Source organism: Kitasatospora sp. NPDC051853 (assembly GCF_044452665.1).
Lineage (GTDB): Bacteria > Actinomycetota > Actinomycetes > Streptomycetales > Streptomycetaceae > Kitasatospora.
This window is the reverse complement of record NZ_JBITBY010000017.1, coordinates 80947-106655: the sequence shown is the minus strand read 5'-3', so window position 1 is coordinate 106655 and position 25709 is coordinate 80947. Positions and strand designations below refer to the sequence as shown.

Below are 25709 nucleotides of genomic sequence, written 5' to 3'. Positions count from 1 at the left end.
CTGTCCCCGCAGGCTGACGTACTCTCACCCCAAACGAACGGACGTGCGACGGGGGGATCGGCGAGTGCTGCGCAACATGACGGTGCGCCAGGCAGCGGTGTGGGGGCCGGCGGTCCTGGCCGGTGGCCTGGCGCTGGGGGCGGTGGCCGCCCATCTGGCCGCGCGGGACGGCGGGTTGGTCGTGGTGCGGTCGCTGGACCGGCCGTTCCTCGCCTTCGTCTTGGTGGCGGCCCTGACGGTGGCGGCCCTGCTGACCGGCGTGCGGAGCCTGCGCGGGCGGATCATCGTGGGGCTGGGCACCTTCGTGGTGGCCCTGCTCTGCGTCCCGGTCGCAATGATCGGGATCATGGACGGCGGCCGGACCGAGAGCCTGCGCCGGGCTGCCCCCGGCCAGGGCGACCGGACGCTCGTGGTGGAGACCGGACACGCGATGATCGACCCGCTCTGGTGGGTCTCGGTCGAGCAGGGCAGCGGGCTCACCGCCCGCCGCTGGCACGTGGGTTACTTCAACGGCGACGCGGTGGGCAACGAGATGGTCGAGGCGGCCTGGGACGGCCCGGGCCGGATCCGGCTGACCACCGGCGACGGTGCGGTGCACCTGGTCGAGCTGGCCACCAACGGCCGGCCCCGCACCACGGTCTCCCGGGGCTACTGAGCTCTTTCAGCGGTGCGGCTCCAGGGTGAGGACGGCTTCGGCTGCTGACGTGAGCCAGTTCGGGCTGCAGCGTGCGTGGCGAAGGATCCGCCATCGCTTGAGCGTCGCCATGCCTCGTTCGACGGGGTACCGGAGCCGGGCGTGGGCACGGTTGAGTGATCTCTGGCTGGCGGTGAGCTCCTTACCGGGCTTTCGCCTGGTCGAACGGCTCCACCACCTTCGCCGCCTGCGAGAAGACTCCGCAAGGCACTTGGAGAACGCCACCCTCACTCCGGTGCCCACCCGCACCGTCGACGCACGGATCGACACCGTCCACGCGGCCCTGCCCCTGCTCCTCGAAGGACTCGCCGGCGACCCGGCACGCTTGAGGGCACGGCGGACCGACGAGCGGACGGCGGTGGAGCAGGGCGCGTCCTCGGTCCGTGAACCTTTCCGGCCCGGACGCCGACTCTCATGGTGAGGGTGGGCGGACCGGGAGGTGCGGTGGACGAGGACAAGCACAGTGGGCTGCTGGTGGTGCGCTGTCGGCTCGGGGAGCGGGAGGCGTTCCGCGAGCTGGTGCAGCGGTGGCACACTCCGCTCTGGCGGTACGTACGGGGGATGGTGGGATCCGGGCACCTGGCGGACGACCTCGTCCAGGAGGCGTGGATCGCCGTGGTGCGGGGGCTGCCGCGGCTGCGGCAGCCGGAGCGGTTCGTGCCGTGGCTGTTCACCATCGCCCGGCGCACGGTGGCCGACCACCTGCGGCAGGCGTACGGCTCGGTCGACACCTCGGCGGTGGAGGGGGAGGACCTCGCCGACGACGAGGACGTGCTCGCCGCCGTCCTGACCACGATGGAGATCGAAGCGGGCCTCTCCGGGCTGCCGCCGCTGGAGCGCGAAGTGCTGATCCTGTTCCACTTGCAGGACCTGCACCTCGCCTCCTGCGCCCAGGTGCTGGGCGTACCGCCCGGGACGGTCAAGAGCAGGCTGCACCGCGCGCGCCGCATGCTGCGCGCCGTCCTGATCGAGAGGGGATACGAAGCATGAGCGAGCACGACCACGGGGCAGGCGGGGCAGGCAGGGCGGTTCCCGAGGGGCTGGAGCGCGCGCTGGCGGCGGAGGTCTCGCTGCGCTCCCGGATGCGCCAGGTGGTCACCGGGCTGGCGGGAGGGTGCGGAGCGGCGCTGATCGCCGTGCTGTGGGCGACCGAGCCGCATCCGCTGCCGGTGCGCACCCAGGCCGCCTTCGCGGGGCTGATCGCCATCGGGCTGGCCTGGGCCGTCCTGGCCGGCTGGGTGCTGTCCAGGCGGCGGCCGTTGTACGCCCGGGACCAGGTGCTGGGCGCCCGACTCGCCTTGGTGGCGGCCACGGTGACCGGTGCCGCCGGGACGGCCGTGGCCGCGGTACGCGGCACGGCGGCCGGGGCGCTGGCGGTCGCCCTGGCCGGCGCGGCTCTCGCCGCGGTGGCGGGACTGCTGCTGGCGCGGGCGCGGGCGCGCCGCCGGGAGCTGCTGCGGCTGCGCGACGCGTTGCGCGAGGAGATCTCGTGAGCTGGGGCCGGGCGGCCCGGTCCCCGGGCCGGGAAAGGGCGTTCGAGGGTCACGTGTTCTCGGTGGCCCGCTCGCCCCGGGTGGTCCAGCGGGAGATCTCGGCGAGCACGTGGTCCGCGTGCGGCCGTACCTGCGCCTGCAAAGCTTCGCTCCAACTCTCCTCGGAGTAGTGGCAGTTGAGGTAGAGGTGCTTGGCATGCCGGAGGACGGGTCGGTGCTCGGGCGGCAGGTGGGCGAGGGCCCAGTCGGCGGCGGCGTCCTTGGGCTCGATCCGGCCGGTGGCGAGTGTGGTCCAGATGCGGGCGAGGGTCAGCAGGACGTTGCGGGTGTCGCCGTCCAGGTCGTCGAGCAGGCCGGGGAGACCCCCGACACCGGCCCGGACCAGGTCGGCGTGCGGGACGGGGTCGAGGACCGCCGCCGGGGGAGGGCCGGTGAGGGGGTGGTCGCCTGCCAGGGCCATGGTGAGCAGCAGGGCCGGATCGGGCATCGGCTCCGGCCGGGGACCTCGCCCGCCTCGTACTCGGCGCGCAGCCACTCGCCGTACTGGAAGTCGGCGGTCGGCGGGTACCGCCAGGGCCGGACCTCGGCCTGGACGACGACGGTGAGTTCGACCGGGCGGGCGTGGTGCCGGGAGCCGGAGATGCCCAGCAGCCCGCCGAGGAGTGCCCGTCGCTGCCGCTCGTCCATCTGCCGCCGGGACACCACCGGCACGTCCACGTCGCCGGCCGGCCGGAGGCCGCCGAGCACCGACGACCCGTGCAGGTAGGCGCCGACGACGTCCTCGCCCAGCGCGCCGCCGACCGATGCCACGATCCGCTCGATCTGGTCCACCGTGCCGGTGTCGCCCACGCCCGAGGTCACGGAGCGAGGTCACGGGGCGAGGTCCGGGACGGCGAGTTGCCGGGCGAAGCGGCGGACCGCGTCGGTGAAAGCTGCTGGATCGTCGAAGTTCGCGAGGTGCCGGGCCCGGGGGATCAGTTCGATGCGGGCCTGCGGGTGGGCACGGGCGAAGTCCCTTTCGCCGGAGCGGAAGACGGTGTCCCTCTCGCCGTTCAGGATGAGCACCGGAGCCGCCACCCGGCGCATCGCACCGGCGTCGAAGCGGCCCAGCACCTCGCCCCAAGCGGCCGGGACGGTGTGGAAGGCGTAGCCGGATCGGATGGTCGCCTCCACCACCTCGGAGGGATAGAGCCGCCGCAGCAGCCGGTCGTTCCACCGCGTCAGGCGGTCGTGCGGCAGACGGGGGACGAGCCCGGCGGCCCACCGGTACGGCACCGCCCACGCGCCGCGGGTCGAGGCGCTGGCCCCGGCCAGGACCAGCCCGCGCAGCAGTTCCGGGCGGCGCCGGGCGAACTCCAGCGCGGCGTACCCGCCGAGCGAGTGCCCGACGACCAGCGCCGGGCCGCGGTCGAGCGAGTCCACGGCGGAGGCGATGACCTCCGTCGCCGCGGCCAGGCTCCACGGCTCGGCGGAGCGGGCGCCGTGGCCGGGCAGGTCGACCGCGGTGACCGGGAAGTCCGCTCGCAGCGCCGCGAGTTGGGGGCTCCACTGCCCCGCGCTGAACCGCGTCCCGTGCACCAGGACGATGGGCGGTACCCCCACTGCCGTCATGGATCCCCCGATCATGGTCGTCTCGTCGCGACTCTACCCGCAGGGCCGTCCCGGGGTTTCGCGCGAATCCGCCCGGCCCCGAACGGACCGCCCGTACGGTCGGCGTGACCAAGAACAGCGCGCCGGCCTCCGTCCACCGGGTGGAGTCGGGGAAGCGGATACCGGAGACCACCGAGGAGGTGCGGGGGCGTTTCGGCCGGGGCAGCTACGCCACCTGCATCCGGTACCCGATGGCGTTCTTCGGCGGCAGCAGAAGTTCCGCCCGGACCCGCTGGTCTGACGGTCCGCCGGCGAGCGCCCGCCCCGGCGCCGCCGGGGGGGTGAGGCGGCATCAACGGACCATCGGTTCGTATGACTTCCCTCGGAAGGCGCCCGGCTGGCGGGTCGTTCGTCCAGGGAGTGGATTCCGACGGGGACGATGGGTGCATCCGAACGGAGGTGCCGGGCAGCGTGCGGCTGCCGGTCCTCGCGTGCCCGAAATCCCCGTCGAGAGGGTGCCGTTGATGCTGCCAGCCATGTCCGTCGGCGAACGCGAACGCTTCCTGGCCGGACTCCACGTCGGCGTGCTGGGTGTGACCGACCACCGGGGGGACAGCGCGCCGCTGCTCGTCCCGGTCTGGTACCGGTACGAGCCCGGCGGCCAGGTCGTGGTGCAGACCGGGCGGGAGACCGTCAAGGCGGCCATGGTCCGGGCCGCCGGGCGGTTCAGCCTCTGTGTGCAGGACGAGAACCCGCCCTACCGCTACGTCAGTGTGGAGGGCCCGGTCAGCGCGATCGACGATCCGCTGGAGCCGGCCGAGCGCGAGGCGCTCGCCCACCGCTACCTGCCCCCGGCGGAGGCCCGCGCGTACCTGGCGGCGACCGCCGAGCAGCTCACGGCGGACGTCCTGCTCCGGATGACCCCGGAGCGGTGGCGCACCGCCGACTTCACCGCCTTCGCCGCCGAGTTCGGCGGCACGGAGCCGGGCGGGGCCGACGGCGCGGCCGCCGTCGCCGAGCCGGCCGGGGCGGGTGCGCATGCCTGACGTACGGCGAACCGCCGCGGACGGGTACGCGGCCGCCTACCCGCGTAACTCCCGCCTGCACACGGAATTCGAGCAGCAGGTGGCGGCCCGTCCGGACGCGGCCGCGGTCCGGTACCGGGACCGCACCGTCAGCTACGCCCAACTCAACGCCCACGCCGATCGGTTGGCGTCCCGGCTGACCGCCGCCGGAGTGCGGCCGGGCACGGCCGTGGGGGTCTGCGGCGGGCGCTCACCCGAGGCGGTGGCGGCCTTCCTCGGCATCCTCAAGGCGGGCTGCGCCTACGTGCCGCTCGACGAGGAGCAGCCCCCCGCCCGGCTGCGGGCGATGGCCGAGGACGCCGGGGTGCACACGGCCGTGCTGCTGCCCGGCAGCACGCGCCGGGTGCGGGGCCTGCGGACCGTCGTCGAGGCCGGTGAGCTGGAACGTATCTGCCCGGAACCGAGCCTCGTCCCGGTCCCCGGCGGCGAGCGCGGCGCCCCGGCCGCCACCACCGAGTGCGCGTACGTGATGTTCACCTCCGGCTCGACGGGACGTCCCAAACCGGTGGCGATCCCGCACCGGGGCGTGCTCCGGCTGGTGCGCTCCGACCGGGAGCTGACCCCGCCCGGACCGCAGGACCGGGTGCTGCACGCCTACGGCCTCTCCTCCGACGCCTCCACCATCGAGATCTGGGGCGCACTGCTCGGCGGAGCCTGCCTGGTGCTGATGGACCGTGAGGAACTGCTCGCCCCGCAGGCGTTCGCGGCCCGGCTCCGGGCCGAGCGGGTGACGGTGGCCTACCTCACCACCAGCGTGTTCCACCTGATGGCCCGGACCGACCCGGCCGCCCTGGGCGGGCTCCGGTTCGTCTCGGCGGGCGGCGAGGCCATGGACGCCGCGCTGGCCGCCGCCGTGGTGGCGGCCTGCCCCGGGACGACCGTGGTCAACTTCTACGGCCCGACCGAGAACACCGTCGTCTCCACCGCCCACGTGCTGTCCGGTCAGGCCGCGGGCGATGGCGTCGGCGACGGCGGCGCCGTTCCGATCGGCCGGCCGTTCGGCGCCACCAGCTGCCACGTCCTGGGCCCGGACCGGACCCCCGTCGCCCCCGGCGAGGAGGGCGAACTGTACGTCGGCGGTGACGGGTTGGCCCTGGGGTACCTCGGTGACCCCCGGCTGACCGCCGAACGGTTCGCCGACCTCCCGGCGGTGGAGCCGGGCGGGCGGCTCTACCGGACCGGCGACCGCGTCCTGCTGCGTGCGGACGGACTGCTGGAGTACCGCGGGCGCCTCGACCGGCAGGTGAAGCTGCGCGGCCACCGGATCGAACTCGACGAAGTGGAGGCCCGCCTGCGCTGCCACCCCGAGGTCGGCGAGGCCGTGGCCGAGCTGGTGGGGCAGCACCTCACCGCCTACCTCACCCCGGCGGCGGCCGGCCGCCGGCTCCCGCTCGCCGCGCTGCGCCGGTACTGCGCCCAGTGGCTGCCCGCGCAGGCCGTTCCGGTGCTGATCGCCCGTGAGCACTTCCCCGTCACCGGCGCCGGCAAGGTGGACCGCAGACGGCTGCTCGCGGAGAGCGCCGCCGCACCCGCGCGCGGGAGCCAGGTGCCCCGGCCGGCCCGGGCCGGGAACCTCGCGGACTCCGTCGCCGAGGTCTGGCAGGTGGTGCTGAAGGTCCGTCCGCAGGCCGGGGACGACTTCTTCCTGATCGGTGGCGATTCGCTGCTGGCCGCCGAGGTGGTGACCCGCACCCTCGTGGCACTGGGCCTGGAGGCCGGGCTCGGCAGCACCCTGGTCCGGCTGCTGCTGGAGCGCCGCACCCTGGCGGGCTTCACCGCCGCCGTACTCGGCCTGTGCGGCTCGCCGGTCCCGGCCGGACCGCTGCACCGGCACCGGGACCGGGACCGGGACCGCGACGAGGACCGGGAGCGCGATGAGGGCCGGGAACCGGACGCGGCGTCCGGGCCGCCGCCGGAGACCGACTTCGCCGCCGAGACCGCCCTCGGCTTCGAGCTGCCGCCCGCCGAGGGGCCGGCCCCCCGCCCTGACGACCCGTCGGACGTCCTGCTCACCGGCGCCACCGGCTTCGTCGGCGCCTTCCTGCTGGAGCGGCTGCTCCGCGCCACCTCCGCCCGGATCCACTGCCCCGTCCGGGCCGTCGATCCCGCCCACGCCGAACGCCGGGTGCTGGCCGCGATGGCCGGCTTCGGCCTGGAGCCCGGCCCCGCCGACCGCGACCGGCTGGTCTGCTTCCCCGCCGACCTCGCCCTCCCGGGCCTCGGTCTGCCCGAGGCCCACGCCGCCGAGCTGGCCGCCCGGCTCGACCTGGTGCTGCACAACGCCGCACAGGTCAACTTCCTGTATCCGTACCGCTCCCTGCGCGCCACCAACGTGGACGGCACGCGCGAAGTGATCCGGCTCGCCGCACGCCGGAGGGTGCCGGTGCACCTGATGTCCACCGTCGCGGTGGTGGCCGGCTTCGGCACCGCCGGGGTGGCCGAGGTCGGCGAAGACCTCCCGCTGGACCACGCCGACCGCCTGACCATGGGCTACGCGGAGAGCAAGTGGGTGGCCGAGGGCCTGCTCCGGCGGGCGGCCGAACTCGGCCTGCCGACCGCCGTGCACCGCCCCTACGAGGTGACCGGCGACCGGCGGCGGGGGGTCTGCAACACCGACACCGCGATCTGCTCGCTCTTCAAGACCATCGCCGAGACCGGCCTCGCGCCCGACATCGCACTGCCGATGGACTTCGTGCCGGTGGACCACCTGGCCGAGGCGGTGGTGCACATCGCCACCACCCGCCCGGCCGACGGACGGGTCTACCACCTCACCAACCCGCGCCCCGCGATGCTCGCCGACGTGCTGGAGCGGATGCGCGCCGCCGGGTGCGAGCTGACGGTGCTCCCGTACGACCGCTGGGTCGGCGAGCTGGTCCGGCACGTGGCCCGGCACCCCACCAGCCCCACCGCGCCGTTCGTCTCGCTCTGCGTGGACCGGGGGCGCCACACCGACATCTCGGTGAAGGAGATGTACCTGGCCGGCACCTTCCCCCGGCTCGGCCGCCGCAACACCGAGGCCGCGCTGGCCGGTTCGGGGTTCAGCTGCCCGCCGGTGGACACCGAACTGCTCGACCGGTACCTGGAGTACTTCTTCAGCTCCGGCTACATCCAGCGCCCCGCCCGCCGGCCGGTGGCCGCCGCACCCAGGACGGAGGCCCCGTGAACGAGACACTGGCCACGGCCGACGTACCGTCACCGGCCGTTCCGCCGGACCCGGTGACGGCCGACGCCGCGTTCCCGATCCCCGTGCCGCCCGCCGACCCGCCCTGCGCCTACGCCCGGCTGCGGGCGGAACGGCCCGTGGTGCTCGGCCGGCTGCCGAACGGCGAGACCGGCTGGCTGGTCACCCGTCACCAGGACGCCCGGGCCGCCTTCGCCGACCCCCGGCTCACCCGGCCGCTGCTCTCCGCCTGGCCGCCCCGCGACGGCCCGGGAGCGCCGCCGCCCTGCCCGCCCACCTTCCTGGAGATGACCGGCGAGCACCACGAGCGGGTCCGGCGCACGGTGCAGCCGCTGTTCACCCGCGCCCGGCTGGCCCGGGACGCCCCGCGCATCCGGGCCACCGCCGGAGCACTGGTCGACGCGATGACCGCGGGCGGACGCCGGGAAGCCGACCTGGTCGCCGAATTCGCCGAGCCCTTCCCGCTGAGGGTGCTCTGCGACACCACCGGCCTGCCGTACGAGGAGCGCGAGCGCTACCTGCCGCACACCCTCACCCTGCTGAGCGCCGCCGGACTCGGCACGGACGAGATCCTCGCCGCGCTCTACGCCCTGCTCGACTACGCGGAGGACCTGGTGCGGCGGCGCGAACGCGACCCCGGCGAGGACCACGTCAGCCTGCTGCTCGCGGAGAGCCGCCGCCCCGGCGGCGGGGTGACCCGGGACGACGTGCTCAGCTTCGTGGTCACCATGCTGATGGCCGGCTACAAGACCAACATCCAGCACACCGCCAACGCGCTGCTCCTGCTGCTGACCCACCCCGAGCAGCTCCGCCGCCTGCGCGAGGACCTGAGCGGCACCGGCACCGCCGTGGAGGAACTCCTCAGGTACGTCCCGCTGATGAACGCCATCAACGTGCTGGTCGCCCTGGAGGACCACAGCCTGCAGGGGCAGCCGATCCGGGCCGGGGACGCCGTCCTGCCGGTGATCGCCTCCGCCAACCGGGACGCCGCCGTCTTCGACGGCCCCGACCGCCTCGACCTCACCCGCACCCCGAACCCGCACCTCGCCTTCGGCCACGGACCGCACTACTGCACCGGGGCCCAGCTCACCAGGCTCCAACTGACCATCGCCGTCCAGGTGCTGACCGAGCGGCTGCCCGGCCTCGAACTGGCCGCCCCGGCCGAGTCCCTGGACTGGGACGAGACCACCCCGCTGCGCGCCCCGGCCCGGCTGCCCGTCCGCTGGTGACCACCCCCGAGAGGACCACCCACCCATGACCGACACGACCGTCACCCTCCCGCACTACCCCTTCAGCGACCGCGGCGACGCCCTCGCCCCCGAGCTCCGCAGCCTCCAGGACCACTGCCCGGTGGCCCGCGTCACCACCAACTCCGGCGGCGAGGCCTGGCTGGTCACCGGCTACCGGGAAGCCCAACACGTGCTGCGCGAACGGAAGTTCGCCCGATCCGTGCTGGCCGACCCGGGCGGTCCGACCCAGGACACCCCGATCCTGGCCCCCGAACTCCTCGACGCCATGGAGCACCTGAGGCGGGCCGGGCTCCGGGACGAGGTGCTGCGCGCCCTCAGCCGCGAGCAGCCCGACCTCCCGGCCGACTGGGTCGCCTCGGCGACCCGCGAGGGCCTGGACGCGATGGTGCGCGAGGGCACCCCCGGCGACCTGCAACGGCACTTCGCCGATTGGGTGGCGGCCCGCTGCATGTGCCGTCTGCTCGGCCTGCCCTTCGAGGACCGGGAGTGGCTCGCCGCCCGGGCCGACCTCGACCTCACCATGAAGACGCCCACCGCGCAGCAGCTCGCCGACAACTGGGAGGAACTGCGGCGCTACATGCACGACCACGCCCTCTCCCGCGATCCGGCCGCCCCACGCGGACTGCTGGACCGGCTGGCCGCGCTCAACACCGGCCCGGCCGCGCTCGACGAGCGTCAGTTCTCCAACATCTGCGCGCTGCTCTTCGTCACCGGCTACGAGGACTTCGCCTCCTTCCTCGGCGTCGCAGCCCTGAACCTCCTCCAACAGCCGGCGCTGATGGCCGAGTTGGCCGAGCACCCGGAGCGCATGACGCGCTGCGTGGAGGAACTCCTGCGCTGCAGCGTCGTGCTGGGCAATGCCATCCCCCGCTTCGTCACCGAAGACACCGAGCTGGCGGGTGCCCCGCTGCGGACCGGAGAGCTCCTCCTGCTCTCGCTGGACGCGGCCAACTTCGACCCGGCCGCCTTCGACGCCTCCGACACCTTCGACCCCGCCCGCTCGCCCAACCCCCACCTGCGCTTCGGCTACGGCCGCCACCACTGCCCCGGCGCCCACCTCGTCCGCCGCCACACCGAGACCGCCTTCCGCGTCCTCCTGGAGACCCTCCCCGGCGTCCGCCTCGCCGTCCCGGCGGCGGAAGTCCCCTGGCAGCCCAACCGCATGGCGATCATGCCCGCCGCCCTCCCCGTCACCTGGTGAGCACGCCGCCCGGGCCGGGCCAACTCCAGTGCTCTGACCGGTATGGTTCGCCGGGTTGGAGCGGAGGGCTGTGGTGTTCATCGAGATCGTCTTCGTAGGTCTGCCGATCGACCGGGAGGAGGTCGAGGAGGCGCTGGAGGCCGCGTTCGACTCCGATGGCGAGATCACGGGAGCCGGCAGCGGAACGGGGCGTTGCCATCTCGACTTGGAGATCGAGCCGAGTCTGGAGCGGGACGCGGCCTTGGAGCGGCTCCGGAGCGTGTTGGCCGGTCTCGGCGTCGAGGAGTGCGCGACGCTCAGCGTCGGCGATTGATCAGGCAGCGGCCGGCCTTCCACCCCAGCGGATGCCCTTCTCACTGCGGATGCGGGTGCGTCCCCGTGCTGGGCGGACTCAACCGGTCAGCGCAACAGGGCCAGCTCCTCGCGCTCGCCGGCGTCGGCCCGGGTCTGGTTCGCCCAGGCCCGCACGGTGGTCTCGGTCAGGTCGCAGTCCTTCGCCTGCGTCTCCTGGACCACCCCCGAAGACAACGCCGCCGTACTCCGGTGCAGCTGCAACGCCGCCTGGAGCGACCAGGTCTGGAGCATCTGACCCACCCTCACAACCGGCTCCACGCGGTCTGCCCCGTCCCACCTGGGCCGGAGCAGGTCATGCCACGCAGCCGGCTTCGAGCTGCGGCTCCTGCCAGTGCCCGAACCGCGTACGCCCTCGGCAGCAGCCCGCCGACCGCAGATCGACGCTTGGGAGCGGCGGGCTGAGCCTGGGTGTACGGGCAGGCAAACCGTTACCACGACAGTCGCGGGTCCTGCTCGTGCTCGGGGGAGTGCGGCGGCAGTGCCGTGGCGTTCGGTGTGTCCGTCCGCCACAGGTGCCCAGGCCGTGGACCGTCGTCGTACCAAGCGGGCGGCATGTGGAACCGCTGGGTGCCCGCTATCGGCACCTCGACCAGCACCCCGTCGTGGAACATCCACAGTCCGAAGCAGTCGTCCTCCTCGTCGTGGAGCATGACCTGGACGCACTGCGGCCGGTTCCACGGCAGCGCTTCCAGGTCCGCGAGCACCCCGTGACGCTGGTACCACCTGTGGAACTCGAGATGCCACCCTCCGACGAACCAGTCGGGTATCCGCGTGAAACTGCCACTCCAGGTGCGCGCTTCGTCGGGACGCGTCAGCGGCTCCATCACCTCGTCCTCGTACTGTGCCAGGACCAGGACCTGCGCCATTCTGCTCATGCGGGCATGCCACCCCATCGGGCAGGCCTTGTGCAAGTCGGTTTCGCACCGCGGCTCGTGGCCTCTTCCGTACTGCCCGAACCCTCGAAACGGCCCGGTCCTGTCGCTGATCTCTGTATCGGAGACCGTTGGCACCGACCCCAGCTCGCGCGGGGAGGACCGTCAGCGTCCGCTTCGGTCTGCACCCGCTGGAGCAACACTCCCACGTCCCATCCGTCGACCAGCGGCGATGTCGCTCATGAACGGTCTTCCACGGCCGGGACTGTCCGAAAGTTGGCTCTGTCCCGTAATCGGTGGTGACGGGGCGTCATGCGAGGAGGATGCGGTGGCGGAGGAGAGCGGAGCCCGCGCGGCCGTGCATCTTCCTCATGATTCGCTTGGTGCGGGTGTTGACGCCTTCGGCGCGGCCGTTGTGGAAGGGGAGGGTGAGGGCGGCGTCGACGGCGGCACGGTCGATTTCGAGGCCGTTCGCGAAGGAGTGCAGGTGGGGCAGGCCGACAGTACGGACCATGGTGATCCAGTCGGTGAGCTTGGCGTCGTTGCCCTCCGCCGGCGTCAGTAGCTGAGCGAACTTGCCGGTAAGACGTGCGAGTTCGCTCATCTCGGGGCAGGCTTCGGTGAGTTCCCGCAGGAGTGCGGCGTCCTTGTCCCGCAGGTTCTCGGGGCGGGTGAGCAGGAGGCGGGCGAAACGCTGCGGGGTGGTGACCGGTTTGTCGCCCTCGGCGCGGCGCCTGCGCAGGTGGTCGCGGTAGGGATCGACCAGTGTGGGCTTGTAGCTGGGTGCGCGGCGCTCGCCGGTGGGCTCTTCCGTGCTCTCGCTCGCCCGGGACCAGGAGGACGCCCAGCAGCGGGCCGCCCACTGGCTCCGCCGCGCCGGAGCCCAGCTGGCACGCCGTGCCCTCCGCTGAGCCGAACCCCGAGCACGCCGTCACCGCCCTCGCGGGCTCCGGCGGCCCGTCCTTCGAGACCGGGGCTTGCACCTGCCCCAGGGGCAGCCGCCACTGTGGTCCGGTGAACGAGAACCTGATCACCATCGGCGAGCTCGCGGCGAGAACCGGACTCGGCCTGAAGGCGTTGCGGCTCTACGGGGCCCGGGACCTGCTGCCGCCCGCCCAGGTGGACGAGCGCTCGGGTGCGCGCCGCTACGGCCCGGCGGAGACCCGGCGGGCCGGCCACATCGCGCTGCTCCGCGCGGCGGGCCTGCCGCTCGCCCGGATCGCCGAGGTGCTCGATGCGGACGGCGAGGACCTCGGCCATCTCCTCGACGTCTACCGGCGGGAGCAGGAAGCCACCCACGCGGCTCGGCTCACCGCACTGTCGTACGCCCGAGAAGTTCTGTCCGGAAGGACGCCCACCATGTTCACCGTCGCCGAACGCGACCTGCCCCGGAGACACGTGCTCTGCATCCGGCGGAGCGTGAGCGCCCACCTCCTCGCCGACTTCCTCGCGGAGGCGAGCGAGACGCTCTTCGGTCACCTGCTGAGGACACGGTCGCACCTGTCCGGGCCGGTCTTCGCGGTCTACCACTCCCTGGTGAGCGAGGACTGCGAGGGCACGGTCGAGGTCTGCGTCCCGACCGACGGCCCGGTCGACCCCGGCGGGTCGGTCGAGTCCCGCATCGAGTCGGCATCCCGGGAGGCGTACGTCGCGCTGCCGAAGCGACACGGGGGATACCAGGCGATGGCGGCCGCGCACGACGCGGTCGGTGCCTGGCTGATCGAGCGGGGTCATGCCCGTAGCGGCCCCAACCGGGAGGTCTACTACCCCCGTTGGGCGGATGCTGCCGACGGAGAACACGTCGTGGACGTCGCCGTGCCGTTCTGCCCGAGGGCGGCCTGAGACATGGTCTGCGCGTCCTCGTCCCCGGCTTCGGGCGCTGTGCCGGAGACACCGGGGAACGTGCCGCTCACCCCGGGACCGGGCAGGTGTCGGCGTGGGTGTCCCGTTCCATCACCGGAAGGGTCGGGGCGCGGGTGTGGCCCGGAGCGTGCTCCGGGCCACACGTCGGCGGTCTGTCGGATCTCAGGCGAAGCGGAACCAGTTGAGGTTCATGATGCCGTTGGTGCTGCCGGTCTTGCGGAAGACCAGGTAGAGGTCGTGGCGGCCGGTGACGGGGCTGACGGTCTGTGAGGTGGTGGTGTAGGTCTGCCAGGCTCCGGTGTCGGTGACGGTGGCGGTGCCCAGGAGCGGGCCGGTGGGGCTGTCGGTGCGGATCTCCACCTGACCGGAGGAGGCGGTGGTGGCGGCGCGCAGGTCGATGCGGGTGATGCCGGTGCCGAAGTCGAGACCGGTGTACCTGGTCCAGTTCCCGTCGGCGATGTAGCCGATGTTCTGGCCGCCCTCACTGCTCGGTTCGGCCTGCACGGTACCGGACTTGGCGTCGAAGGACTCGGCCTCGGTGGTGGCGCGGGCGTCCCGGGCCGGGGCGGACTCGTCGGCGTAGAGCTCGAACTCGTTGACGTTGACCACCCCGCTCATCCCGGTGACGTTCAGCCGGACGTACCGGGAGGTGACGGGGGTGAAGCGGACCGGCACGGTGTTGAGCGCGGAGCCGACCGGGCCGATGCCGTTGGCCGTCGTGCCGGGGATGTCGGTGAAGGTGACCCCGTCGTCGGAGCGCTGGAGCACGATTCCGGTGGCGTGGCCCGAGGTGGTCCTCGCCTTGAGCACCGCGCCGACGTAGGTCTTGGGGGTGCCGAGGTCGACTTGGAGCCAGGCGGTGCCGTTGGTGGTGTTGGGGGCCCAGAGAGTGGTGGTGTCACCGTCGAAGGCCTTGGCCGCCGCGTTGTCCGCGCTCCAGGCGGAGGAGGCCGAGTACGTCTTGCCGCGGGCCAGGTTGTCGCTGCCCGGCAGCGGCGGGGCGGTGGGGAGGGAGACGGTGGCGGTGCCGGGGGCGGACTGGTTCCCGGCGGTGTCGACGGACTTGACGGCGAGTTGGTAGGAGGCCGGGCCGGTGAGGTCGGTGCGGCCGTAGGAGGTGGCGGTGGTCGCGGTCCAGTCGGTGACCACCGCGCCGTCCTTGGTGAGCCGGACCAGGTAGGAGGAGGCGCCGCTGACGGCGGGCCAGGTCCACTGGGCGGGCTGGTACCAGGACGGGGTGTTGCCGGTGACCGTCGGCACGGCCGACGGGGTGGTGTCGACGGTGGCGGTCGCGGTGGCCGCGGCCGTCCAGGCGCCGTTGACGAAGGACTGGACGCTCAGGGTGTGGGTGCCGTCCGGCAGCGGGCTCGCCGGGGTGTACTGGTGCTGGGTGGTCTCGGTCCAGCTGGTCGGCGAACTGCCCGGTGCGTAGCGGTCCTTGGTGGCCCCGGCGGCGCTCAGCCAGGTCCAGGTGGGGGTGGTGTCGTTGGTGGTCCCGGCGCCGGTGACCACCGGCAGCGGGCGCTGGAAGGCGCCCGGGTCGACCAGCGGGTCGTCCTCCAGGTAGAGGTGGGCGTAGCTCGCCGCCGGGCCGGCCGCGTTGATCAGGCCGCTGACCGTGGCGGGCGGGTTGCCGACGGCGTAGGTCTGGCCGGGGACGTAGGACGGGCCGCCGTAGTTGGAGTTCGGGACGTAGCGGTTGTCGTACCAGTTCGTGCCCCAGGTGGCGGCGCTCATGCTGACGCCCGCACCGGCGTTGAAGTGCAGCGGGATGAACGGGACGGCGGCGGTGACGTTGTTCGCCACGTTCCAGCCGCCGGAGCCCTCGTCGAAGTAGACGCCGTTGGCCAGCCAGCCCTTGGCGTAGTGGTCCATCTTGATGTCGTGGAAGTAGTTGCCGGTCAGCTGGGAGCCCGGCTGGCTGCCGAGCATGTAGAGGCCGCCGCCGTCGGTGAGGGTGCGCATGACGTGGTGGACGTCGTTGTTCTCGATCCGGGTCCTCTTGGCGCCGATGTCGTTGGAGCGCCAGTTCCAGCCGGCGCTGATGCCGCTGTAGGGGCCGCCGGCGATCTCGTTGTTGGCGAGGGTGGTGGAGTCGGTGATGCCGACCCAGATGCCCACGCCGCCGACGTACATCGCGCCCACGTCGTGGATGTAGTTGTGCGAGACGGTGGTCGTGGTCGGCAGGTCGGAGGCGTTGGCCCAGGGCGCGCCGGGGGAGTGCTTGGCGGTGTCGCCCCACCAGCCGACGCTGACGGCGGTGCCGCCGATGTCGAAGAGCTCGCTCCCGTTGAGCGTGGTGTTCCGGGTGCCCGCCCCGAAGGCGATGCCGCCGCCCCCGGTGTGGGCCACCTTGAGGTCGGTGAGGGAGAGGCCGGAGGTGTTGGTGAACTGGAGGGCGTGGCCCATCTCGTAGGAGGCCCAGTCGTCGTTGCCGAGGGTGCCGTCCTCGACGTAGTGGGTGGCCTGCTGCTCGTTGTAGCCGCCGGCCGGCAGCTTCCACTCGGAGAAGCCGAAGTCGAGGCCGCTGAAGGTGAGGCCGGTGACCGGGTTGGCGGGGGAGGACCCCTGCACCACGATCAGCTTCTCGGCCACCGGGGCGACGGCGTTGGCCGCGTTCGGGTCCACGCCGCTCGGCAGCACCAGGTGCAGGCGGTTGGCGGCGGTGTCGAGGTACCACTCCTGCTTGGCGTCGAGGAACGCGTAGGCGTTCTCCAGGAAGGAGTTGTACGGCCAGAACCTCTTGCCGTTGAACTCCACTCCCTCGTCCTGGACGCGCAGGTACATGCTGTCCAGGCCGACCGCCATCCCGCCGGGCTTGGGCGCGAAGTTGAGGTTGTGGGCGTCGGAGGAGACCACCTTGTTGCGGAACTCGCTCCACACCGCGTGGACCACGAACTCCGCTCCGGTGCCTGCCAGGTTGGCCACCGGGATGTTCTCCGCGACGGTGATCCGGCTCTTGTCGGTGTTGGTGCCGGTCATGGTCAGGTACGGGTTGGTGGCGGCCTGGCCGAGGTCACCGACCGCGCGCGGCTCGTTGGGCCAACGGGCCCTGGTCATCCGCTGGTTGTTCAGCCAGAGCTCGCGGAAGTCCCAGGCGGCGGCGTTCGGCACCGGCACCGACCAGTGCACGCCGTTGCCCAGCGTGCCCTGGTTGCTCCAGGCGCCCGTGATCGACTTGCCGCCGCTGAGCAGCACCTTCTCGCCCTGGTAGGCGCGGTAGGCGGTGCCCGAGTCGCGGTTGTCGAAGGTCAGCGGGCCGGCCAGGGGGTAGGTGCCGCCGCGCAGGTAGACGGTGCCGCCACCGGCCGCGCGGGCGGCGTCCCGGGCCCTGGCGGGCGAGGCGAACGGTGCGGCCAGGGTGCCCGGGCCGGCGTCGTTGCCGTCGGTGGCGACGTAGAAGGTCCCGGCGGCCCAGGCCTTGGTCGGGGTGATCGCGGCCAGGGCCGCGAGCAGCAGGGCGAGGATCAGGGTCAGGGGCAGCGCGCGCCTGACGGTGGATCGGTCGGTGGACAACCGACTCTCCTTCGGGTGGGGGGAGTTGGGCCACGCGCACGCCGGAGCGGGGCCCGGTGAGCGGGCCCGGTGCGGGGCGTGGGTGTGACGGCCATGCTGCGACGGGGTGTCCGGCGGGTCAACGGCGGTGGCGGGCGTAACACGATCGGGCCCCGATGCCGCGCCGAACGTGTTTGCCGCGCTCCGCGGCACCTGCCGGGCAAGGAGGTTGACGGAGCGTCAGGAGACGGCGCCGCGCAGGCGGAGCAGGGCGCTGGTGAGGTGGGCGCGCATGGCGGCCCGGGCCGTCTCCGGCTCGCCCGCGACGACCGCGCGGGCGATCAGCAGGTGCTCCTGCGCGGTGCGGGTCAGGGCCTCGGGGGCCGCGTAGAGCTGGTACTCGCAGCTGCGGCCGAGCACCTGGGCCAGGGCGGCGGCCGTCACCCGGTTCCCTGCGCCCCGGGCCACCGCCAGGTGGAAGGCGACGTCGCGACGGGCCGGATCGGCGCCCGCCCCGGCCGGGTCGACGAGGGCGGGCAGCTCGCCGGCCCGGTGCGGGCCGGGACGGAGTGCGGCGGCCGCGGCGGTGGGCGGCTCGACCAGCAGCCGGTACTCGTAGAGCTCCTCTATGCTGCGGGCGTCCAGCAGTGGCGAGGCGCGGTAGCCCCGGTTCGGGAGACGGTCCGTCAGGCCCTCGGCGGTGAGGGCGGCGAGGGCCTGACGGACCGGGGTGTTGGAGACGTGCAGGCGGCGGGCGAGGCCGTCGAGGTTGAGCCGCTCGCCCGGGGCGATCCGGCCGTCCAGCAGGTCGGCCCGGAGGGTGCCGTAGACGTAGGCGGCCAGCACGCTCTGCGGGGGTACGGGTCGGCGGGTCGGCGGCCCGGCGGTGCGGTCGGCCATGGGGACTCCGGGACGGGAAGGTGCCGGGACGGAAAGGTGCCGGGGCGGGACGTGCGTCGGGGCGGCAGGCGTGGCGCCTGCCGCCCCGAGGGGAGCGCCGGTCAGGCCAGCGAGCCGAGCATCCGCTCCGCCGCCGCCTCCAGGTGGGCGGTCATCGCGGCGGCCGCGGCCGGGCCGTCGCCCTGCGAGACGGCGAGGATCACCGCCTCGTGTTCCAGGCGGGTGGTGTGCACCGCGCCCTCGCGGGTGTAGAAGGACCGGAACGAGCGGGAGCGGGCGAACAGCCGCTCCAGGGTGTCGGCCACCACCGTGTTCCCCGCCATGGTGGCGAGGCGGCCGTGCAGCAGTTCGTCCGCCTTGACCAGAGCGTCCAGGTCCGCGCTGTCCTGCGGGCGCTCGTCGGCCCCGGCGTGGGCGCGCAGGAAGGCCAGGTCCTCCTCGCGCACCGCGGCCGCCGCGCGGGCGGCGGTCGGGGGCTCCAGCAGCAGCCGGCACTCGTACATGTCGGCGATGGTCTTGCGGTCCGGGAGGCTGGCGGCGACGAAGCCCCGGTAGGGCTGCTTGTGCACCAGGCCGTCGGCCTCCAGGCGGCCGAGCGCCTGCCGGATCGGCGTGTTCGATATGGCCAGCCGGGCCGCCAGGGTGTCGATCTTGACCCGGCTCCCGGGCTCGATGTGACCGCTCTGCAGCCAGTCCTTGAGCACGTCGTACACGTCGTCCGCGAGCACCTGACGGCGCGGCAGCACGGAGTCTGCGGCAGAGGAATCACTCGTCGCGGTCATTCGAACCTCCTTCTCGGTCGATGCCCAATCTTGCTGGTTCCGGGGGTTGACGTCCAAGAAACATCCATGGAACATCAGACATCCAACATCGTACATGATTTTCCCTCTGGAGCCGACGATGCGCAGCACCCTCATTTCCGCCCGGCCGCTCACCCTCAGACGTGCGCTGACCTGCGCCGCAGCCTCTCTGGTGGTCCTCGTGGCCGGCTGCAGCAGTGGCACCGGCGGTACCAAGAGTGACGGCACGATCACCAGCGACTCCGGCGAAACGCTGCTGGTCTGGACCGACCCCACCCGTCAGGCGGGCTTCGAGCAGTTCCAGAAGTCCCACCCCGACGTGAAGATGAAGATCGAGACCTACGACGGCAACGCCCTGCTGACGAAGATGAAGCTGTTCAACCGCACCGGGAAGGGCTGGCCGGACATCCTGTTCGACGGCCGGACCACCCGGATCGCGCAGTGGACCGACCCGTCGATGGACTACGCGCAGCCGCTGGACGCGCTCGTCCCGCAGGACGTCCGCCAGCAGTTCGGCAGCAGCAACGACCCGTGCACCGAGAACGGCAAGCTCTACTGCCTGCGCAACGACCTGGCGCAGACCGTGACTTGGTACAACAAGCCGCTGATGGAGCAGTTCGGCTACCAGGTGCCGAAGACCTGGGACGAGTACAAGGCGCTCGGCGAGCGGGTCGCCAAGGAGCACCCCGGCTACATCATCGGCAGCGCCGGCAGCCTGTTCAGCTACTACGACTACTTCTGGGCCAGCGGCTGCCCGATCCAGCAGGTGACCGGGCCGAAGAAGGTCCACATCGACATGAAGGACCCGCGCTGCACCCGAGTGGCCGATCTGCTGGACCCGCTGATCAAGAACGGCTCGGTCACCGGCGTCGGCCTGTTCGACCCGGAGATGGCCGAACTCGGCAAGCAGGGCAAGGTGTTGATGCTGCCCGGCGCCTCCTGGCTGGGCGACTTCCTGTTCAAGCCGGACAACCTGTTCGCCACGCCGAAGGGGCAGATCGCGGCCGCGCCGTACCCGAGCTGGCAGGGTGAGAGCACCAACTGGTCCGGCAGCGTCGGCGGCGGCATCTACGTCGTCTCCAAGCACTCCAAGAACATGAAGGGGGCCGCCGAGGTCATCCAGTGGATGACCACCAGCAACGACTACCAGAAGACCGCCCCGACCTACCCGGCCTACGGCCCGGCGGCCAAGGCCTGGGCCGAGCGGCTGAAGGACGACCCGTTCTACGCGGCCGACCCGTTCCCGGCCATGGAGCAGCAGGCGTCGAAGGTCAACCCGGTGGAGTCCCCGACCAGTTACGACGTCGAGGGCGCGTTCACCGAGGTGGTGGTCCCCAGCGTGCGGTCCGGCGCGGGCATCGGCGCCAGCCTGGACGCCCTGCAGACCCGGCTGGTGAACCTCGCCAAGGCGGACGGCTATGTCGTCGAGTAACAGCGCCACCGAGACGCGCCCCAGAACCGGATCACCCCCGGCGGCGCCGAGCGCCGCCCCGACCCCTGGACGACCCGGCACCGTGACCACGTACTCCAAGGCCAGGCCAGCGCACCGATCCCAATGGTTCGGCTGGCTCTGCCTGGCCCCCTACCTCGTCCTCCTGCTCGCCTTCGGCATCGGCCCGGCCGGCTACGCCGTCTACGAGTCGCTGGCCGACCCGCAGGGGGTCGGCCCGGCGGGCGGCGACGCCTACCTGCGGGTGTTCTCCGACTTCCGCTTCCTGCCCGCGCTCGGCAACGTCGCCCTCTTCATGGCGCTCTACCTCCCGGTGATGGTGATCGGCGTCCTGCTGCTCGCCCTGGTGGTCCAGGAGCAGCGCCCGGCCTACGGGGCCGGCCTGCGGCTGGTCTACATGCTCCCCGGCGCGGTCACCGGCTCGGCCAGCGTGCTGCTCTGGTACGTGATGCTGCAACCCTCGCTCAGCCCCTTCGCCCCGGTCCTGGAGGCGATGGGCCAGGAGACCGGCACTGACGTCTTCCAGCAGTCCCACCTGGTGGTGATCTTCGCCCTGATGGCCTTCGCCACCGGCTTCGGCCAGTGGGTGGTGATCATGTACGGCGCGCTCCAGGGCGTCCCCCGGGAGCTGCTGGAGGCGGCCCGGGTGGACGGCGCCTCCTGGTGGCAGACCGCCTGGCGGGTGAAGCTGCCGCTGATCTCCAAGTACGTGGTCTACATGCTGATCCTGGCCTTCACGGCCGGCCTGCAGATCTTCATCGAGCCCCAACTCCTCTACGGCATCGCCTTCGTGGGCTCCCGCACCTGGTCGCTCAACCAGCTCGGCCTGGTGTTCGCCTTCGACAACGGCGACTTCGCGGCCGCCGCCGCGCTCTGCCTGATGATGCTGGCGGTCTGCGCCACCGGGGCGGCCCTGCTGGTCACCCGGGCCAAGTTCTTCGACACGGAGGTGGACTGATGTCCGCACCCGCCGCCACCGCCCGCCGGCGCTTCTCGGCCGGCCGGGCCACCGGATCCGTCCTGCTCGGCCTGCTGGCCGTGGCCTGCGCGGTCCCGATGCTCTGGCTGCTGCTGGCCCCCACCAAGACCGACGCCCAGCTGGTGGACGGGCACCCGCTCTCCTTCGGCTCGCTCGGCGGCTACGCGAACGCCTGGCACAACCTCACCACCTACAACGACGGCGTGGTCTACCGGTGGATCGTCAACTCGGTGCTCTACACCGGCGGAGCGGTGCTGATCTCGGTCACCACCTCGCTGCTGGCCGGCTACGCGCTGGCCGCCACCCGGATCGCCGGGCGCCGCACCGTCCTGGTGGCCACCCTGCTGGCGATGATCGTGCCGCCCGCCGCCCTGGTGCTGCCGCTCTTCCTGGAGGTCAACGCGGTCGGACTGACCGGCACCGCCTGGTCGGTGATCCTGCCCGCCAGCCTCTACCCGTTCGGCGTCTACCTGGCCTTCATCCACTTCTCCACGGTGCTGCCGAAGGAGGTGCTGGAGGCGGCCCGGATCGACGGCTGCTCGGAGCGCCAGCTGTTCACCAAGATCGCACTGCCGCTCGCCCGGCCGCTGATCGGCCTGCTCACCTTCTTCGCCTTCGTCGGGAACTGGAACAACTACTTCCTGCCCTACGTGATGCTCGGCGAGGACGCCACCTTCAACCTCCCCGTCGGCCTCGGTGCGCTGATCTCCGGCACCCCGGCCCTCAACCCCGCGCTCGGCGGCAGCTTCCTGCCGATCCACCGGCCGGAGGCCGCGATCGCGGGCGTGCTCACCATCGTGCCGGTGGCCGTGGTGTTCCTGTTCGCCCAGCGCTTCCTGGTCCGCGGCCTGCTCGAAGGCTCGGTCAAGAGTTGAGCCGCCGTCAGCCCGCACCACCCGCCCTCACCCGCCCCTCCTCCCGGGAGACCCCGTGAAGATCACCACCGTCGACGTCGTCCTCCAGGAGAGGCCCGCCGTCAGCCCGGCCTTCCGCTGGCGCGACGGACTGCCCGGCTCCGAAGGCGCGCACACCGGCGGCTGGCTCGTCCTCGGCACCGACGAGGGCCACACCGGCTTCGCCTACTGCCACCGCGGCGCGATCCTGGCCGACATCACCGACCGCCGGCTGCGCGCCGAACTCCTCGGCGCCGACCCGCTCCAGCGCGAGTGGCTCTGGCACCGGATGTGGGAGATCGACCGGATAGAGGAACTCCCGCTCTACCTGCTCGGCCTGGTCGACGTCGCCCTGTGGGACATCGGCGGCAAGGCGGCCGGTCTGCCGGTGCACCAGTTGCTCGGCGGCTTCCGCACCTCGATCCCCGCCTACGCCTCCACCGCCACCTTCGACAGCGTCGAGCAGTACCTGGACGTCGCCGACCAGTGCCTCGAACTCGGCTACCCCGCCATCAAGCTGCACGCCTGGGGCGACGTCGACCGGGACATCGAGCTGTGCACCAGGCTGCGCGAGCACGTCGGCGACAAGGTCCCGCTGATGTACGACGGCTCGGCCGGCTTCGACCTGCTGGACGCCATCCGGCTCGGCCGGGTGCTGTCGGCGGCGGACTACCTCTGGTACGAGGAGCCGATGCGGGAGTTCAGCACCACCGCCTACCGCCGCCTCGCGGAGAAGGTGGACGTGCCGCTGATCGTCGCCGAGACCAGCGACGGCGCCCACATGAACACCGCCGACTTCATCGCCAACGGCTCCGCCACCGCCGTGCGCACCAGTGCCGGCCTGCGCGGCGGCATCACCGGCGCCATGCGCACCGCCCACCTGGCCGACGCCCACCTGATGCGGGCCGAGGTGCACGGCGGCGGGGTGGTCCACACCCACCTGTGCATGGCCATCTCCAACACCACGTACTACGAGTCCTTCGTCCCGGCCGACCCCGTGCAGCGGGAGCCGGCCGTGGACGCCTCGGGACTCGTGCACGCCGGGACCGCTCCCGGCATCGGCTACGAGGCCGAATGGGACCGTGACGGGGCACCCGAGGAGCTGAGCCGCTTCCTGGGCTGACCCTCCCTGACGCACCGTCACGGACCGACCTTCCTCCCCCCACCCCCCACCCGAAGGAAGCCGGAACCATGCACCGCACGAACCCCCACCGCAAGGGCGCCACCCCCACCCGCCGCAGCGTGCTGGCCGTGCTGGCCGCCACGGTGGCGGCCGCCGTCCTCCCGGCGGTCGCCACCGCACCCCCCGCCGCTGCCACCACCGGCTGGAGCTGGCAGCTGTTCACCTACAACGGCGACGTCTGGCAGCGCAGTTCGTACAACGGCACGGCCCAGTTCGACTTCCGGCTCGGGGCCGGTGGCAGCATCGCCGAGATGCGCTACTGCCCGGCCGGCTACCGAGCCCTGCTCTCCCCGAGCTACGCCGGGGAGGAGACCGACCGGGTGGTCCAGTCGGTGCTCTGGGGCATGTCCACCGCCGACAAGGCGCACTACTACGACCGGTGGAACATCGACCAGGCCGGGAATATGGCCGGCGAGTTCACCCGGACCGTCGCGGTGGAGCAGCCGAACGCCACCACCACCGACGTCTGGACCATCGCGGACAAGCAGTGGATCGACGGCCTGACGAGTCGTTACGCGGGCTCCGACACCGTGCCCCAGCTCACCCGCTACACCCGGCTGGACAACGGTGCGCTGCAGATCCGCCGGGTGGTCCGGATACCCAAGATCGTGGACGGCGGCGTCACCCAGGCCAACCAGGCGTTCTACCTGGAGAACTGGGTGCCCTTCATGAACTCCTCCGACACCTTCGACGCGCTCGCCACCAGCCTGGACGCCAACGGCAACCCCGCCACCTGGTACCCGGCCGCCTCGGTGCCCGACTACCCGGAGACCCCGGTCACCGGCACCACCGGCTACTCGGTGGTCTTCAAGCAGGGCGCCACCGCCACCAGCCCCAACGTGGCCGTCGTCCAGTCCACCGGCAACGGCACCACCAGCGGCACCTCCGCCACCCTCACCCACGTCCGCAACTCGCTCCCGTGGGTGAACGGCATCGGCGCCCTGCCGGGCGTCCACATCACCAACAGCCAGACCGACAGCATCATCGACTACACCGTCCGGATCGTGCCCAACGGCGCGCTCAACGCGGCGGTGGCCGCCGACCTCGCGGCCCAGGTGGGCCAGGTACCGGCCCCCGCCCTCTACGGGCCCAGCGCCACCCTCCCGGGCGACCTGCCCGGCATCGCGAGCCGCCTGCGCGGCTACCTCACCTCCCCGGCCGGCACCCGCACCGCCCACCTGGCCGGCCTGTAACCCACCGCCCACGGGGCCGGTCCCGCCCGGGGCCGGCCCCGCCCGACCGTCTGGAACACCGATGCGAATCGCCCTGCACACCCGGGTCCGCCCCGACCGGATCGCCGAGTACGAGGAGGCCCACCGCGCCGTCCCGACCGAGCTCACCGACGCCATGCGGGCGGCCGGCGCCACGGAGTGGACCATCTGGCGCAGCGGCACCGAGCTGTTCCACGTCCTCGACTGCGAGGACTACGCGGCCCTGATCGCCGCCCTCGAGGAGCTTCCGGTCAACGCCGCCTGGCAGCTGCGGATGGCCGAACTCCTCGACGTCGCCCACGACTACTCGGCGGGTGGCTCGGCCGCCGCGCTCCCGGTGGTGTGGCAGCTGTGAGCATCGACGCCCACCACCACGTGTGGGACCCGGTGGAGCGCGAGCACCCCTGGCTGGACGCCCCCGTCCTCGACCCGCTCCGCCGCGCCTTCGACACCGACGAGCTGCGCCCGCAGGCCCACGCCGCGGGGGTGCACGCCACCGTCGTGGTGCAGACCGTCACCGAGGACTGGGAGACCCCGGAGCTGCTCCGGCTCGCCGCCCGCGACCCGCTGGTGGCCGGGGTGGTCGGCTGGACCGACCTCACCGACCCGGCGGTGGCCGACCGGCTCGCCGCCCTGGCCGCGGGGCCGGGCGGGGAGCGGCTGGTGGGCATCCGCCACCAGGTCCAGCTGGAGCCCGACCCCGGGTGGATCCTGCGGCCCGACGTCCTGCGGGGGCTCGCGGCGGTGGCCGCCGCCGGGCTCGCCTACGACCTGGTGATCACCCCCGGGCAGCTCCCGGCCGCGACGGAGGCCGCCGCCCGCCTGCCGCAGCTGGCGTTCGTCCTCGACCACCTCGGCAAGCCGCCGGTCGCGGCCGGGGGAACGGATCCCTGGGCCTCGGCGCTGCGGGACTTCGCCCGGCTGCCGAACACCTCCGCCAAACTCTCCGGCCTGGTCACCGAGGCCGACTGGGCGCACTGGACGGTCGAGCAGCTGAGGCCGTACGCCGAGACCGCGCTGGACGCCTTCGGACCGGACCACCTGATGTTCGGCTCCGACTGGCCGGTCTGCACGCTCGCCGCCGGGTACGCCGAAGTCCTGCAAACCGCCGAGCAGTTGACGGAGCGGCTGACCATCGCCGAGCGGACCGAGGTGTTCGAGGGCACCGCCGCCCGCATCTACCGGCTCCGCCCGGACGACCGGGGCTGAGCACCG

General features: G+C 72.8%; 23 protein-coding genes and 3 pseudogenes. 16 read left to right on the top strand and 10 right to left on the bottom strand.

From position 1 onward, the window contains the following. Nucleotides 1–64 precede the first annotated feature (64 nt). Nucleotides 65–655, top strand: coding sequence for a hypothetical protein (locus tag ACIA8O_RS36610; protein WP_396298381.1), 591 nt, complete (start codon nt 65–67; stop codon nt 653–655). Between the two features lie 6 nt (nt 656–661). On the opposite strand, the gene ACIA8O_RS36605 is transcribed toward ACIA8O_RS36610, so the two are convergent. Next, nucleotides 662–919 (bottom strand): transposase family protein, encoded by a 258-nt coding sequence (locus ACIA8O_RS36605; RefSeq protein WP_396298380.1) that lies wholly within the window; start codon nt 917–919, stop codon nt 662–664. Nucleotides 920–1138: 219 nt separating this feature from the next. Between ACIA8O_RS36605 and ACIA8O_RS36600 the strand changes: the two genes are divergently transcribed. Together ACIA8O_RS36600 and ACIA8O_RS36595 are read left to right on the top strand one after the other, a co-directional pair. Next, a complete protein-coding gene (locus ACIA8O_RS36600; protein ID WP_396298379.1) occupies nt 1139–1684 on the top strand; it encodes an RNA polymerase sigma factor in 546 nt (181 codons plus the stop codon). Further along, nucleotides 1681–2187 carry a transmembrane transport protein gene (locus ACIA8O_RS36595; protein WP_396298378.1) on the top strand — a complete coding sequence of 169 codons (507 nt, stop codon included), beginning with the start codon at nt 1681–1683 and terminating at the stop codon, nt 2185–2187. The genes ACIA8O_RS36600 and ACIA8O_RS36595 overlap by 4 nt, the downstream gene beginning before the upstream one ends. A gap of 49 nt (nt 2188–2236) precedes the next feature. Here the strand turns inward: ACIA8O_RS36595 and ACIA8O_RS36590 are convergent. After that, nucleotides 2237–3018 (bottom strand): annotated as a pseudogene (locus tag ACIA8O_RS36590) (aminoglycoside adenylyltransferase family protein). Between the two features lie 39 nt (nt 3019–3057). Further along, nucleotides 3058–3798, bottom strand: a complete 741-nt coding sequence (locus ACIA8O_RS36585; RefSeq protein WP_396298377.1) for an alpha/beta fold hydrolase — start codon at nt 3796–3798, stop codon at nt 3058–3060. A gap of 515 nt (nt 3799–4313) precedes the next feature. On the opposite strand from ACIA8O_RS36585, the gene ACIA8O_RS36580 reads away from it, so the two are divergent. From ACIA8O_RS36580 to ACIA8O_RS36560, 5 genes are all read left to right on the top strand, one after another. Then, nucleotides 4314–4823: a pyridoxamine 5'-phosphate oxidase family protein gene (locus ACIA8O_RS36580; RefSeq protein ID WP_396298376.1), complete on the top strand. Its 510-nt coding sequence runs from the start codon at nt 4314–4316 to the stop codon at nt 4821–4823. Next, on the top strand, nt 4816–8025 hold the full coding sequence (locus tag ACIA8O_RS36575; protein ID WP_396298375.1) for an amino acid adenylation domain-containing protein: 3210 nt from the start codon (nt 4816–4818) through the stop codon (nt 8023–8025). The genes ACIA8O_RS36580 and ACIA8O_RS36575 overlap by 8 nt, the downstream gene beginning before the upstream one ends. Continuing rightward, entirely contained in the window at nt 8022–9272 is a 1251-nt protein-coding gene (locus ACIA8O_RS36570) for a cytochrome P450 (protein ID WP_396298374.1), read from the top strand. The genes ACIA8O_RS36575 and ACIA8O_RS36570 overlap by 4 nt, the downstream gene beginning before the upstream one ends. A gap of 25 nt (nt 9273–9297) precedes the next feature. Beyond that, nucleotides 9298–10494 (top strand): cytochrome P450, encoded by a 1197-nt coding sequence (locus tag ACIA8O_RS36565; protein ID WP_396298373.1) that lies wholly within the window; start codon nt 9298–9300, stop codon nt 10492–10494. Between the two features lie 73 nt (nt 10495–10567). Beyond that, nucleotides 10568–10807, top strand: coding sequence for a hypothetical protein (locus ACIA8O_RS36560; protein ID WP_396298372.1), 240 nt, complete (start codon nt 10568–10570; stop codon nt 10805–10807). Nucleotides 10808–10893: 86 nt separating this feature from the next. Here ACIA8O_RS36560 and ACIA8O_RS36555 read toward each other — a convergent pair whose 3' ends face one another. From ACIA8O_RS36555 to ACIA8O_RS36540, 4 genes and pseudogenes are all read right to left on the bottom strand, one after another. Next, nucleotides 10894–11079 carry a hypothetical protein gene (locus ACIA8O_RS36555; protein WP_396298371.1) on the bottom strand — a complete coding sequence of 62 codons (186 nt, stop codon included), beginning with the start codon at nt 11077–11079 and terminating at the stop codon, nt 10894–10896. A gap of 197 nt (nt 11080–11276) precedes the next feature. Next, nucleotides 11277–11723: a hypothetical protein gene (locus ACIA8O_RS36550; RefSeq protein ID WP_396298370.1), complete on the bottom strand. Its 447-nt coding sequence runs from the start codon at nt 11721–11723 to the stop codon at nt 11277–11279. 140 nt (nt 11724–11863) lie between these two features. Beyond that, nucleotides 11864–11976, bottom strand: a pseudogene (locus tag ACIA8O_RS36545) (IS5/IS1182 family transposase); the annotation flags it as partial. A 54-nt stretch (nt 11977–12030) separates the two neighbouring features. Beyond that, nucleotides 12031–12528 (bottom strand): annotated as a pseudogene (locus ACIA8O_RS36540) (transposase); the annotation flags it as partial. Between the two features lie 206 nt (nt 12529–12734). On the opposite strand from ACIA8O_RS36540, the gene ACIA8O_RS36535 reads away from it, so the two are divergent. Next, nucleotides 12735–13562: a MerR family transcriptional regulator gene (locus ACIA8O_RS36535; protein ID WP_396298369.1), complete on the top strand. Its 828-nt coding sequence runs from the start codon at nt 12735–12737 to the stop codon at nt 13560–13562. A 183-nt stretch (nt 13563–13745) separates the two neighbouring features. On the opposite strand, the gene ACIA8O_RS36530 is transcribed toward ACIA8O_RS36535, so the two are convergent. The 3 genes from ACIA8O_RS36530 to ACIA8O_RS36520 form a co-directional block, all read right to left on the bottom strand. Further along, complete coding sequence (locus tag ACIA8O_RS36530) at nt 13746–17099, bottom strand: carbohydrate-binding protein (RefSeq protein ID WP_396298368.1); 3354 nt, start codon at nt 17097–17099, stop codon at nt 13746–13748. Nucleotides 17100–17318: 219 nt separating this feature from the next. Continuing rightward, nucleotides 17319–17978 (bottom strand): GntR family transcriptional regulator, encoded by a 660-nt coding sequence (locus ACIA8O_RS36525; protein WP_396298367.1) that lies wholly within the window; start codon nt 17976–17978, stop codon nt 17319–17321. A 101-nt stretch (nt 17979–18079) separates the two neighbouring features. Next, nucleotides 18080–18760, bottom strand: coding sequence for a GntR family transcriptional regulator (locus ACIA8O_RS36520; RefSeq protein ID WP_396298366.1), 681 nt, complete (start codon nt 18758–18760; stop codon nt 18080–18082). Between the two features lie 118 nt (nt 18761–18878). Between ACIA8O_RS36520 and ACIA8O_RS36515 the strand changes: the two genes are divergently transcribed. From ACIA8O_RS36515 to ACIA8O_RS36485, 7 genes are all read left to right on the top strand, one after another. Beyond that, nucleotides 18879–20210 carry an ABC transporter substrate-binding protein gene (locus tag ACIA8O_RS36515; RefSeq protein ID WP_396298365.1) on the top strand — a complete coding sequence of 444 codons (1332 nt, stop codon included), beginning with the start codon at nt 18879–18881 and terminating at the stop codon, nt 20208–20210. 82 nt (nt 20211–20292) lie between these two features. Further along, the gene (locus ACIA8O_RS36510) at nt 20293–21186 is read left to right on the top strand and encodes a carbohydrate ABC transporter permease (RefSeq protein WP_396298364.1); all 894 of its coding nucleotides are present in this window, start codon (nt 20293–20295) and stop codon (nt 21184–21186) included. Beyond that, entirely contained in the window at nt 21186–22082 is an 897-nt protein-coding gene (locus tag ACIA8O_RS36505) for a carbohydrate ABC transporter permease (protein ID WP_396298363.1), read from the top strand. The genes ACIA8O_RS36510 and ACIA8O_RS36505 overlap by 1 nt, the downstream gene beginning before the upstream one ends. 55 nt (nt 22083–22137) lie before the next feature. After that, the gene (locus tag ACIA8O_RS36500) at nt 22138–23223 is read left to right on the top strand and encodes an enolase C-terminal domain-like protein (RefSeq protein WP_396298362.1); all 1086 of its coding nucleotides are present in this window, start codon (nt 22138–22140) and stop codon (nt 23221–23223) included. Between the two features lie 68 nt (nt 23224–23291). Continuing rightward, the gene (locus tag ACIA8O_RS36495; protein ID WP_396298361.1) at nt 23292–24476 is read left to right on the top strand and encodes a hypothetical protein; all 1185 of its coding nucleotides are present in this window, start codon (nt 23292–23294) and stop codon (nt 24474–24476) included. A gap of 61 nt (nt 24477–24537) precedes the next feature. Next, nucleotides 24538–24849, top strand: coding sequence for an L-rhamnose mutarotase (locus tag ACIA8O_RS36490; protein ID WP_396298360.1), 312 nt, complete (start codon nt 24538–24540; stop codon nt 24847–24849). Next, nucleotides 24846–25703, top strand: a complete 858-nt coding sequence (locus tag ACIA8O_RS36485; protein WP_396298359.1) for an amidohydrolase family protein — start codon at nt 24846–24848, stop codon at nt 25701–25703. Before ACIA8O_RS36490 ends, ACIA8O_RS36485 begins: the two co-directional genes overlap by 4 nt. Nucleotides 25704–25709 lie beyond the last annotated feature (6 nt).

Bases quoted from the DNA above. Each gene is read 5' to 3' on its own strand.
- ACIA8O_RS36580 (WP_396298376.1), top strand. From the start codon at position 4,314: ATGTCCGTCGGCGAACGCGAACGCTTCCTGGCCGGACTCCACGTCGGC.
- ACIA8O_RS36505 (WP_396298363.1), top strand. From the start codon at position 21,186: ATGTCCGCACCCGCCGCCACCGCCCGCCGGCGCTTCTCGGCCGGCCGG.
- ACIA8O_RS36525 (WP_396298367.1), bottom strand. From the start codon at position 17,978: ATGGCCGACCGCACCGCCGGGCCGCCGACCCGCCGACCCGTACCCCCG.
- ACIA8O_RS36515 (WP_396298365.1), top strand. From the start codon at position 18,879: ATGCGCAGCACCCTCATTTCCGCCCGGCCGCTCACCCTCAGACGTGCG.
- ACIA8O_RS36495 (WP_396298361.1), top strand. From the start codon at position 23,292: ATGCACCGCACGAACCCCCACCGCAAGGGCGCCACCCCCACCCGCCGC.
- ACIA8O_RS36565 (WP_396298373.1), top strand. From the start codon at position 9,298: ATGACCGACACGACCGTCACCCTCCCGCACTACCCCTTCAGCGACCGC.
- ACIA8O_RS36520 (WP_396298366.1), bottom strand. From the start codon at position 18,760: ATGACCGCGACGAGTGATTCCTCTGCCGCAGACTCCGTGCTGCCGCGC.
- ACIA8O_RS36575 (WP_396298375.1), top strand. From the start codon at position 4,816: ATGCCTGACGTACGGCGAACCGCCGCGGACGGGTACGCGGCCGCCTAC.
- ACIA8O_RS36585 (WP_396298377.1), bottom strand. From the start codon at position 3,798: ATGACGGCAGTGGGGGTACCGCCCATCGTCCTGGTGCACGGGACGCGG.
- ACIA8O_RS36595 (WP_396298378.1), top strand. From the start codon at position 1,681: ATGAGCGAGCACGACCACGGGGCAGGCGGGGCAGGCAGGGCGGTTCCC.
- ACIA8O_RS36490 (WP_396298360.1), top strand. From the start codon at position 24,538: ATGCGAATCGCCCTGCACACCCGGGTCCGCCCCGACCGGATCGCCGAG.
- ACIA8O_RS36555 (WP_396298371.1), bottom strand. From the start codon at position 11,079: ATGCTCCAGACCTGGTCGCTCCAGGCGGCGTTGCAGCTGCACCGGAGT.
- ACIA8O_RS36550 (WP_396298370.1), bottom strand. From the start codon at position 11,723: ATGAGCAGAATGGCGCAGGTCCTGGTCCTGGCACAGTACGAGGACGAG.